General features: G+C 65.4%; 10 protein-coding genes. 9 read left to right on the forward strand and 1 reads right to left on the reverse strand.

The genetic code is table 11. The features are described from left to right. Positions 1 to 377 precede the first annotated feature (377 nt). The gene (locus Q0094_RS02160) at positions 378 to 605 is read right to left on the reverse strand and encodes a DUF1127 domain-containing protein (protein WP_297614783.1); all 228 of its coding nucleotides are present in this window, start codon (positions 603 to 605) and stop codon (positions 378 to 380) included. A gap of 156 nt (positions 606 to 761) precedes the next feature. Between Q0094_RS02160 and Q0094_RS02165 the strand changes: the two genes are divergently transcribed. The 9 genes from Q0094_RS02165 to mraY form a co-directional block, all read left to right on the forward strand. Beyond that, the gene (locus Q0094_RS02165; protein WP_297614785.1) at positions 762 to 1988 is read left to right on the forward strand and encodes an MFS transporter; all 1227 of its coding nucleotides are present in this window, start codon (positions 762 to 764) and stop codon (positions 1986 to 1988) included. A 50-nt stretch (positions 1989 to 2038) separates the two neighbouring features. Next, complete coding sequence (locus Q0094_RS02170) at positions 2039 to 3121, forward strand: Mrp/NBP35 family ATP-binding protein (protein ID WP_297614787.1); 1083 nt, start codon at positions 2039 to 2041, stop codon at positions 3119 to 3121. Positions 3122 to 3680: 559 nt separating this feature from the next. Further along, a complete protein-coding gene (locus Q0094_RS02175) occupies positions 3681 to 4202 on the forward strand; it encodes a cell division/cell wall cluster transcriptional repressor MraZ (RefSeq protein ID WP_297614789.1) in 522 nt (173 codons plus the stop codon). Next, a complete protein-coding gene (gene rsmH / locus Q0094_RS02180; RefSeq protein ID WP_297614791.1) occupies positions 4199 to 5197 on the forward strand; it encodes a 16S rRNA (cytosine(1402)-N(4))-methyltransferase RsmH in 999 nt (332 codons plus the stop codon). Before Q0094_RS02175 ends, rsmH begins: the two co-directional genes overlap by 4 nt. A gap of 26 nt (positions 5198 to 5223) precedes the next feature. Further along, positions 5224 to 5553, forward strand: coding sequence for a cell division protein FtsL (locus Q0094_RS02185; RefSeq protein ID WP_297614793.1), 330 nt, complete (start codon positions 5224 to 5226; stop codon positions 5551 to 5553). After that, positions 5550 to 7331 (forward strand): penicillin-binding protein 2, encoded by a 1782-nt coding sequence (locus Q0094_RS02190; RefSeq protein ID WP_297614795.1) that lies wholly within the window; start codon positions 5550 to 5552, stop codon positions 7329 to 7331. Before Q0094_RS02185 ends, Q0094_RS02190 begins: the two co-directional genes overlap by 4 nt. Positions 7332 to 7355: 24 nt before the next feature. Continuing rightward, positions 7356 to 8840 carry a UDP-N-acetylmuramoyl-L-alanyl-D-glutamate--2,6-diaminopimelate ligase gene (locus Q0094_RS02195; RefSeq protein WP_297614797.1) on the forward strand — a complete coding sequence of 495 codons (1485 nt, stop codon included), beginning with the start codon at positions 7356 to 7358 and terminating at the stop codon, positions 8838 to 8840. Further along, entirely contained in the window at positions 8837 to 10261 is a 1425-nt protein-coding gene (gene murF, locus Q0094_RS02200) for a UDP-N-acetylmuramoyl-tripeptide--D-alanyl-D-alanine ligase (protein ID WP_297614800.1), read from the forward strand. The genes Q0094_RS02195 and murF overlap by 4 nt, the downstream gene beginning before the upstream one ends. Next, positions 10262 to 11342 (forward strand): phospho-N-acetylmuramoyl-pentapeptide-transferase (gene mraY, locus Q0094_RS02205; protein ID WP_297614802.1); only part of this gene is annotated, 1081 nt, incomplete at its 3' end.

An 11342-nucleotide genomic window follows, 5' to 3' on the forward strand; every position in this document is an offset into this window, starting at 1 on the left:
CATGTTCACAAACGCCGCCGGTGATGTGACCAAAAAAAAGGGCGGCGGCGCCCAAGGGAGGAGAGGGTGCCGCCGCCAGCAATCAGCGCCAAGGGAGGAGAGGCGCCAATCCGATGTCGCAAGGCCCGCGGCCTTGCAAAAATCCGTGGCGGCGGGGCCAAGGGAGGAGGAAGCCCCGCCGCCGGTCGTCACGGTTCCCCCAAGGGAGGGAGGAGAGGGAACCGATCCGTCTGGCCCGTTTCCGGACCGGGTAAAGGCGGACCCATCCAGGGGAGGAGGGGGATGGACCCGCAAGCCGGGCGTTCCTACGGGAGGGAAGGTCTGCCGGGCTGTCTTGTATCGGGGCCCACAGGCCCCGCTGTCGCGTCAGGGCGGCGTCAGCCCTGTGTGCCATAGGCGGCCTGACGGGCCACGCTGGGCAGCATGCCGTCATGCAGCCCAAGATCATCAAGCTCGCGCGGCGAGAGCGCTTGCAATTCCGTCAGCGTCTGGCGATAGACGCTGCGGGCGCGCCACGCATCGGCGAGATCCTTGCCGATCTCTGCCAGCCGATCGCCAAAACGCAGCCCCGTGGAGACAGAGCGGTTGCTCGAAACATATGCCATCTTGCTTCACCTTCATTGGTCGTCAGGGACGCGCCGCATTGCGCGTGGCTTGTTCGCCTTTGCGTGCCCCAACCTTGAACTCGAACATAAGCGAATGCTGCGAATGCACAATGAACGAACGATCAATGCTGCCTTGCAGCAAATGCATGGCTGGGCATGACGTTGCGGCAGCGTCCTCTTGACATAACGGCTCTGGCTGGCGGGGCCTTTCGCGACCGCCAGTTCCGCCTCTTTTTCCTTGGGCTCTTCTTCGTGGTACAGGCGATCTGGGTGCAGCGCGTCACCATCGGCTGGCTGGCATGGGAACGCACCGGGTCGGTGGGCTTCGTGGGGTTGGTGGCGGGCTTGAGCCTTGCGCCGGCGCTGGTTATGGGCCCGCTGTTCGGGGTAATGACTGACCGGGTCGATATCCGCCGCGCGTCCTTCATCACCAATCTTTCCATGGCCGTCGTTCTGGCCGCACTGGCGCTGAGCTTGCCGTTCAGCGGCTCATGGGTGCTGGTTGTGGCGGCATTTGCCATTGGGGTGATTTCATCGGCGCATCATCCGGTGCGGATGTCCTTGGGCCCCCGTCTGGTGCCGGCGAACATGGTGCAGCATGTGGTCAGCGTGGCTGCGCTCAACTTCAACCTGGCGCGGCTTGTGGCGCCAATCATCGCGGGTGGCGTCATCGCCACAGCGGGGGCGGGGGTGGCGCTGTGGATGTCGGTTCTGTCCTATGTGCCGATGCTGCTGGTTTTGCCGCGCCTGACGCCCCGCGCCCTGCCACAGCGCCCGCCCGCATCCGTTTGGGCCGATCTGCGCGAAGGGTTTCGCTATGCGATGGCCGCGCCGCTGGTGCGGCTGGCCCTGGTGTTCACGCTGCTCTTTTCCACGGTGGTGCGCGGCGCGCTCGAGGTGTTGCCGGTGCTGGCTGATGGCGCCTTTGGGCGCGGTGCCGCCGGGCTGGGGGTATTGACGGCTGCGGCCGGGGCGGGGGCGATTTCGTCGGCCTTGCTCAAGGCCTCGGGCGTGGGGGCGGCGGGGGCCAGCATTCCGCCGGTGGTGCTTTGGGCCGCGATGCTGGGGCAGGGGGCCGTCATCGCCATGGGGCTTGCCCCGGGCTGGTATGTGGCGATTGCGGCAACGGCGCTGGCGGGGTTTTGTGCCACATGGGTCGGCGTTTCGATGCAATCGGCCATTCAGACCGACCTGCCCGACGGCTATCGCGGCCGGGTGATGAGCCTTTGGGTGGTGGCGGGTTTTGGCGCCGTGGCCTTGGGCGCCTTTGCGATCGGGGGCTTGGGCGAATGGCTGGGCATCGGGCCCGCGCTGGCGCTGGCCGGTGTGCTGGGCATCGTGGTGCAGGGCGCCGTCATTCTGGGGGTGCAAGCGCGGCGCTGACGGCCTATGTCAACGCGCAAGACCGCCCCACAATCAGGACAGCACAGATCATGACCCAGACCCGCGATACCATTCTTGACGCGCTGCGCAGCCTGAGCTTGCCCGATGGTGGCGATCCGGTCAGCCGCGACATGGTGCGCGCGCTCAAGATCGAGGGTGGCAAGATCAGCTTTGTGCTGGAGGCCGAAAGCCCCGACATGGCGCGCCGCATGGAACCCGTGCGCCTTGCCTGCGAGGGGCTGGTGCGCAAGCTGCCCGGTGTCGACCAGGTCAGCGTGGCCCTGACCGCGCATGGTCCCGCCCCGAAATCCGCCCCCACGGCCGCGCCGCCCAGTCTGAAAATCGGGGGCCATCCGACGCCACAGGCCGGGCCGATGACCCCCTCGGGGGTCAAGCGCATCATCGCGGTGGGGTCGGGCAAGGGCGGCGTGGGCAAATCCACCGTGGCCTCGAACCTTGCTGTCGCCCTGGCGCGGGCGGGCAAGCGTGTCGGGCTTCTGGATGCCGATATCTATGGGCCCAGCCAGCCGCGCATGATGGGCGTCAACAAGCGCCCCGCCTCGCCCGATGGCAAGACGATCATCCCGCTGCACGGGCATGGCGTCACGCTGATGTCCATCGGTTTCATGCTGCCCGAGGAAAAGGCCGTGGTCTGGCGTGGGCCGATGTTGATGGGCGCGCTGCAGCAGATGCTGACACAGGTGGAATGGGGCGATCTGGATGTGCTGATCGTCGATCTGCCACCCGGCACGGGCGATGTGGCGATGACGCTGTGCCAGCGGTCGGATGTGACGGGGGCGATCGTGGTGTCCACGCCGCAGGATGTGGCGCTTTTGGATGCGCGCAAGGCGCTCAACATGTTCGAGCTGCTCAAGACCCCGGTTCTGGGGCTGATCGAAAACATGGGCGTCTATCATTGCCCGAACTGCGGGCATGAGGCGCATATCTTTGGCCAGGGCGGCGTCAAGGCCGAGGCCGACAAGCTGGGCCTGCCATTTCTGGGGTCGCTTCCCATCGATCTTGACACCCGGCTGGCGGGGGATGCGGGCATCCCCATCGCGGTCGGCGAGGGGCCGATGGCCAAGGCCTATGGTGCCCTTGCCCAGCGTCTGATCGCGGGTGGTGTGGTCTGACGACCGCCCAGGGATGCGATGATTCGCATCCTTTCGGCTCAGGGCCGGTCACCGCTGGTCAGGTTTCCATCGCTGGTTCAAAAAAATCCGGGACAGGGTCCCACCTTCTCCCATGTGTCCCCATGGGCCTGTGACCCCCATATCTTGGGGGTGCAATCACATAGGCTACAAAGGGTGCGCTTTTGGGGGGCGTTCCGGCCTGTCATCGGATTGCGCGACAGCTTGAAATCCCAAGAAATGGGAATGTTTCCCAAAAAAAGGGTTTACATGGGGTCATACTCCGTGGCATCACTCACCCATTGGCAGACGGGATAGACATCGGGCCGCAAAGGCCTGAACCAAAAACAAAAAACGGCAGGTTCATACAGGCATCTCCAACGCCAGACAAAGAGATCCGGCGCGCAAGCAAGCAGACATCCCCCCAGGTGGCCTGCGCAGTCGGACACCCAGCGATGGGACGAGAGCGGCGGATCGAGCAATGGCAGCTTGCTCGATCCGCCGTTTCCATTTCCGGCGGCCCTGACAGAGCCGCACCGAGGCAGCAAAAGGGCACAGTCCCGTGGATCGTGAGTTCACCGGCGTCAGCCGGAACAAGATGGACGGAAAGGGCCGGGTGTCGATCCCGGTCAAGTTTCGCCGTGTCTTGCAGAACTGCGATGCCGATTATGTCTCTGGCGGCGTGCTGCGCTTGCATGTCACCTTTGGCGATCCAACCAAGACTTATCTCGAATGCTGGTCGGCCGACGCCTATGCGCGGCTTTTGGCCCGCATCAGCCGCATGAAGGCAGGCACGGCCCAGGCCCGCATCATGGCCTATTACTACAAGACCATGTCGGAAACCGTGACGCTGGATGACACCGGCCGCATCGTCTTGTCACAGGAATTGCGCGACAAGATTTCGCTTGATGAGGAAGCCGCCTTCGAGGGGCATGGCGAGAAATTCCACATCCTCAGCCCGGCGCAGGCCGATCAACAGGCCGCGACCTTTGCCGCGCTTCTGGCCGAACTGGCCCAAGATGACCCGCATTTCGATGCGCTGTCGCTTTTGCCCGACGAGCCGGCGGCGATGGATGCGGAATGACGGGCGCAGGCGCGACACAGACGGGCCGCGCACCCCATGTTCCCGTTCTTTTGCGCGCCCTGCTCAAGGCCGTGGCCCCTGTGCAAGGTGTCTGGCTTGATGGCACCTTTGGCGCGGGCGGCTATGCGCGCGGCTTGCTTGACGCAGGTGCCGATCGGGTGATCGGCATTGATCGCGACCCGCTGGCCTTTGCGATGGCGGCCCCCTGGGCCGGGGCCCATGGCGACCGGTTGCGGCTGGTGCAAGGCACGTTTTCCGATCTTGATCGGCTGGCGGACGTGCCGCTTGATGGTGTGGCGCTGGATCTGGGCGTCTCGTCGATGCAGCTTGACCGCGCCGAGCGGGGTTTTTCCTTTCTGTCGGATGGTCCCTTGGACATGCGCATGGGGCAAACCGGGCTGTCGGCCGCTGATATCGTCAACACCGCCCCCGAGGCGCTGATCGCCGATATTCTCTATCACTACGGCGAAGAACATGCCGCCCGCCGGATCGCGCGCGCCATTCTGGCCGAACGCACCAAAGGGCCGATCGTGTCGACCCTGCAGCTGGCCCGGATCGTCGAAAGCTGCCTGCCGCGCAAGAAACCCGGCCAAAGCCATCCCGCAACCCGCAGCTTTCAGGCGATCCGCATCGCGGTGAATGATGAATTGCGCCAGCTGGTCGATGGGCTGGAGGCGGCCGAGCGTGCCTTGAAGCCCGGTGGAAAGCTGGCGGTCGTGACCTTTCATTCGCTCGAAGACCGTATCGTCAAGCGCTTTCTGGCGGAACGATCCAGCACCGGGGGGGGCGGATCGCGCCACGCGCCCGAGGCGCATCATCAGATCCCGGGTTTCGATCTGACGATGAAAAAGGCTATTGCGCCCGATGCAGATGAGCTGTCAGAAAACCCGCGCTCCCGCTCGGCGCGGTTGCGTGTTGCCACCCGCGCCATAGCCCCCGCAGCGCCGGTCGATCGAAGCAAGCTAGGCCTGCCCCTGTTGCCGGAGGTAATGTGATGCGCGCCTTTGCGACCTTGTGCGGTATGCTGCTGGTAATCGGTCTGGGCTATTGGGCCTATCATCAAACCATCCTGACCCAACAGGCCGAGCGCCGCGTTGAACGGATTCAGGCTGACATCGGCGCACAGCGGCAGCGGCTTTCGATCTTGCGCGCGGAATGGGCTTATCTGAACCGGCCAGACCGGTTGCGGGAACTGGGCTACATCAATTTCGACCGCCTGGGGCTTTTGCCACTGGCACCCGAGCAATTCGGTCGTGCGACCCAGATACCCTATCCCCAACCGCCAGCCGTCCTTGTTTCGGACGATCTCATCATCGGTAGCGTCGCGCTGTCAGAGGAACGGATCCCATGACGATGCGCACACCTCTGCGGCCCTTGGCGCGGATCCTTCCGGCGCGCGCGCGTGGCGACAACCCCGATCTGATCGAGCGTGAAAACCTGCGCTTGCGCCATGAGGTCGCCCGCGACCGCTTGCGCCAGCGCACCGAAGGCCGGATGCTGCTGGTCGCCCTTGTTTTCGTATGCGCCTTCGGTTGGGTGGGCGTTCGCATGGCGGCCCTGGCCACCACCGAGGTCGAAGAACCCGCCGTGGCACAGGCGACAAGCTCGATCTTGACCACGCGCGCCGATATCGTTGACCGCGAAGGCCGTGTCTTGGCCACAAATTTTGCCACGAATGCGCTGTACGCCCATCCGCATGAAATCGTGGATGCCCGCGCTGCCGCCGATGGGCTGGCGCGCATATTCCCCGAAATGCAGGCCGCAGAGCTGCAAACGCGCTTGGCATCGGACCGTCGCTTTTTGTGGTTGCGCCGGTATCTCAGCCCGGAACAAGAACAGATGGTTCATGATCTGGGCGAGCCCGGGCTTTTGTTTGGTCCGCGCGAGATGCGGCTATATCCCAACGGGCGGCTTGCGGCCCATGTTCTGGGTGGGGCCAGTTTCGGGCAAGAGGCGGTCGATGCGGCCGAGGTGATCGGCGTGGCCGGCGTCGAGGCGGTGTTTGATGCAAGTCTGCGCGATCCGGGTCGCACCGAGCCCTTGCAATTGTCGCTCGATCTGTCGGTGCAGGCCGCCGTCGAAGAAGTGCTGGCCGGCGGCATGGCGCTGATGAATGCGCGCGGTGCCGCCGCGGTGATGATGGATGCCCACACGGGCGAAATCATCGCGCTGGCCAGCCTGCCCGATTTCGACCCCAACGCCCGCCCGGCCCCGTCCACCCAAGGCGATCCGGGCGATAGCCCGCTGTTCAATCGTGCCGTTCAGGGCGTCTATGAGCTGGGTTCGGTGTTCAAGATCTTTGCCATCGCGCAAGGTCTCGAGCTTGACCTGATCGAACCCGATGACATGATCGACACCCGTGGACCGATGCGCGCCGGAGGCTTCACCATCCGCGATTATCACAGCCGTGGGGCCGAGCAGACGGTCCATGATGTGTTCATCCATTCCTCCAACATCGGGACCGTCCGCATCGCACAACGGATCGGTGGCGAAAGACAGCGGGCCTTTCTGGATGGCTTGGGCTTGCTCGTGCCCGCCCCGGTGGAAGTCATCGAGGCGCGCAATGCCCGCCCGTTGTCGCCCGCGCGCTGGACCGACATGTCGACCATGACCATTTCCTACGGCCATGGTGTGTCGACCTCGTTGATGCATCTGGCCGGCGCCTATGCCACGATGGTCAACGGGGGCACCCGTGTCGTGCCCACGCTGTTGCGGCAAGATGCCCCGCAGATGGGCGCGCGCATCATCTCCGAGGCCACAAGCGCGCAGCTGCGTGTCATGATGCGCGCCACCGTCACCGAAGGCACCGCGACCTTCGCCGATGTCGAAGGCTATGCCGTGGGCGGCAAGACCGGCACCGCCGACATGCCCAATCCCAAAGGCGGCTATTACGACGACCGCAACATCACCACCTTTGCGTCGGCATTTCCCATGCATGCGCCGCGCTATGTGCTGGTTGCGATGTTGCAGGAAGCCGTCGAAACCTCGGGCCCCGAGCCGCGCCGCACCGCGGGCTGGACCGTGGTGCCGGTCGCAGCCGAGATCATTCGCCGCGCCGCGCCGCTGATGGGCCTCAGACCCGAGATTGAACCCGCCCCCATGGATGCGCTATCCAGCAGTTCACGGTGATCAGGCGGGGTTGGGGGGTTGGGCATGGCGCCTCGGACAAGGCAATTGTCGGACCTCGGCCTGACCGCAAGGTCCGGGGGGGATGTGGCGGTCAGCGATCTGGTGCTGGACAGCCGCAAGATCGGGCCGGGGGCGCTGTTTGCCGCGCTGCCGGGCACCCGGCAGCATGGCGCCGATTTCATTGCCACCGCCCTGCAGATGGGCGCGGGCGCAATCCTGACCGACCGCGACGGTGCGGCGTTGGCTGCCCAAGCCCTTGCCCGATCGCGCGCCGCGCTGGTCGTGGTCGAAGATGCGCGCGCGGCCCTTGCCCATGCGGCAGCCCTGTGGTTCGGCACGCAGCCCGATGTCATGGTCGCGGTCACGGGCACCAACGGCAAGACCAGCGTGGCCAGCTTCACCCGCCAGATCTGGACGCTTCTGGATCATGAGGCCGTCAATATCGGCACCACGGGCATCGAGGGCGCATTTTCCGCGCCGGGGATGCACACCACCCCCGATCCGCTGACGCTGCATCGGGTCTTGGCCCAGATGGCGCAAGCGGGTGTCACCCATGCCGCGATGGAGGCATCATCCCATGGGCTCGATCAGCGCCGGATGGACGCTGTGCGCCTTGCCGCGGCCGGTTTCACCAATCTGACGCAAGATCATCTGGATTATCACGGCGATATGGAAACCTATTTCCACGCCAAGCTGCGCCTGTTTACCGAGCTTTTGGCCGAAGACGGGGTGGCGGTCGTCAATCTTGACGACAGCTATGGCCCCCGCGTCGCCGCCGCTTGCGCCCGCCGCGAGATCGAGGTGATCGGCCTTGGCCAGTATTCCGAGGATGCGGCGCTCAAGATCACCGGCCGCAGGCTGGATGACACGGGTCAGGATGTGCTGTTTCGCTGGCAGGGCCAGACGGTCCAAACCCGCCTGTCGCTGATCGGCGGCTTTCAGGCGCTCAATGTGCTGACCGCCGCGGGTCTGGTGATCGCCGCCGGTGAGGATGCGCAGGCGGTGTTTTCGGTGCTGCCCCGTCTGACGGGCGTGCGCGGGCGCATGCAGCTTGCGGGCCGCCGGGCCAATGGCGCGCCAGTGTTTGTCGATTACGCCCATACCCCCGATGCGCTGGAAACGGCCATTCGGGCGCTGCGCCCGCATGTCATGGGGCGCTTGATTGTCGTCTTCGGGGCGGGCGGCGACCGTGATCGGGGCAAGCGCCCCTTGATGGGCAAGGCGGCGGCAGAACACGCCGATGTGGTCTTTGTGACCGATGACAATCCCCGATCCGAAGACCCCGCCGCCATTCGCGCCGCGATCTTGCACGCCTGCCCCGAGGCGACCGAGGTGGGCGACCGCGCCGAGGCGATCTTGCGCGGGGTCGATGCGCTGGAGCCGGGTGATGCGCTGTTGATCGCGGGCAAGGGGCATGAAAGCGGGCAGATCGTGGGCGATGTGGTCTATCCCTTCGACGATGTCGAACAGGCCAGCGTCGCCATCGCCGCGTTGGAGGGACGGGCATGAGCGGACTTTGGACAGCCGGCGATGCCGCCGCCGCGACGGCTGGGCGCATATCTGGCGATTGGATTGCGCGGGGGCTTTCCATCGACAGCCGCTCGGTGGTGCCGGGGGATATGTTCATCGCGCTCAGCGCGGTGCGCGACGGGCATGATTTCGTGGCCGATGCGCTGGCGCGGGGTGCTGTGGCGGCCATGGTGTCACGCGTGCCCGACGGGGTGGATCGTGCACGGCTTTTGGTCGTGGATGATGTGATGGCGGGGTTGCGCGCCCTTGCCGTGGCGGCGCGCGCGCGCACCGCCGCAAAAGTGATCGCCGTGACGGGATCGGTCGGCAAGACCACCGTCAAGGACATGCTGCGCGCGGCGCTGGCCCCGCAGGGGCGCACCCATGCCGCCCAGGCCAGCTTCAACAACCACTGGGGCGTGCCGCTGACGCTGGCGCGGATGCCCGCCGACACCGAATTCGCGGTGATCGAGATCGGCATGAATGCCCCCGGTGAAATCGCGCCGCTGTCGCGCCTGTCGCGCCCCGATGTGGCGATCGTGACCACCGTCGCCCCCGCCCACCTTGAGGCCTTTGGCGTCATCAAAGGTATCGCCCATGAAAAGGCGGCGATCTTCGAGGGGCTGGCCCCGGGCGGGATCGCTCTGGCGTATGCCGATATCGACACCGCGCCGATCCTGTTCGACAAGGCCCGGGCCATGGGTGCCCGGCTGGTGCGGTTCGGGGGCGCCGATAGCGTCGAGGCGCGCATGATCAGCGCAAGGCTGGCCGATCGCACGACCGTGATCGAGGCCAGGATCCTTGGCACGGAACGCGCCTTTGGCGTAGGCGCATCAGGGCGGCATTACGCGATGAACGCGCTGATCGCTCTGACGGCGGCGGAACTGGCCGGGGCCGATGCCGCACAGGCAGCCATTGCGCTGTCGGGCTGGACCCCGGTGCAAGGGCGCGGCACCCGCGAGGTGCTCCGGCTGGGGCCGGGCGCGGACCTGATGATCGAGATGATCGATGACGCCTTCAACGCCAATCCCGCCTCGATCGCCGCCGCGCTCGAGATGCTGGCCGCCGCCGAGCCCGCGGGACGGGGGCGGCGCATCGCGGTTCTGGGCGACATGCTGGAATTGGGCCCGACAGGCCCCGCGCTGCACGCCGCGCTTGCCGATCACCCGGCCATGGCGCGCATCGCCCTTGTGCATACCGTGGGCCCGTTGATGGCGCATCTGGATGCCGCACTGCCCGCAGCCATCCGGGGCAGCCATGCCGACAGTGCCGATGCGATGGCCACAGCCCTTCCACACACCCTTGAGCCGGGGGATATCGTGCTGTTGAAGGGCTCAAAGGGCATCAAGGTGTCCCGCGTGGTTGACGCCTTGCGAAAACTCGGGCAAGCGACAGCGGATCAAAGGGAGGGGCCCCACTAGATGTTGTATTGGCTGACTGCGTTCTCCGATGGCGGGGATGTCTTCAACCTGTTTCGCTACATCACCTTTCGGGCGGGCGGTGCCTTTTTCACCGCGCTCGTCTTTGGCTTTGTCTTCGGGCAGCCGCTGATCAACGCGCTCAGGCGCAAATATGCCGCCGGCCAGCCCATCCGCGCCGACGGCCCGGCCCATCACATCGCCAAGGCGGGCACGCCCACCATGGGGGGCTTGCTGATCCTTGCGGCGCTGGCGCTGTCCACGCTGTTATGGGCGCGGCTTGACAATCCCTATGTCTGGATCGTGCTCTTGACGACCGTGTCCTTTGGCCTGATCGGTTTTGCCGACGACTGGGCCAAGGTCAGCCGCAAATCAAGCAAGGGCCTGTCGGGACGCTTCCGGCTGCTGATCGGTTTTGTCGTCGCGGCGGTTGTGGCGGTGGCTTGCGTGTCTGTTCACCCCGACAGCCTGTCGGCGCATCTGGCGGTGCCGGTGTTCAAGGATGTGTTGATCAACATGGGCTGGCTGTTCTTGCCCTTTGCGATGCTGGTCATCGTCGGCTCGGCCAATGCGGTGAACCTGACCGATGGTCTGGACGGGCTGGCGATCATGCCGGTGATGATCGCGGCCGGCACCTTGGGCGTGATTGCCTATGCGGTGGGCAGGGTCGATTTCACCGAATATCTGGATGTCCATTATGTGCCCGGCACGGGCGAATTGCTGATCTTTTGTGCCGGGCTGATCGGCGGCGGCCTTGGGTTCTTGTGGTACAATGCGCCGCCGGCCGCCGTGTTCATGGGCGATACCGGATCGCTGGCGCTGGGCGGCGCGCTGGGCGCCATCGCGGTGGCCACCAAGCACGAGATCGTCCTGGCCATCGTGGGCGGGCTGTTCGTGGCCGAAGCCGTCAGCGTGATCGTGCAGGTTCTTTACTTCAAGGCAACCGGCAAGCGGGTGTTCCTGATGGCGCCGATCCATCACCATTTCGAGAAAAAGGGCTGGGCCGAGCCGCAGGTGGTGATCCGCTTCTGGATCATCTCGCTGATCCTTTCGCTGATCGGTCTGGCGACACTCAAGCTGCGCT

It is taken from the genome of uncultured Roseicyclus sp., assembly GCF_937892565.1.
GTDB lineage: Bacteria > Pseudomonadota > Alphaproteobacteria > Rhodobacterales > Rhodobacteraceae > Roseicyclus.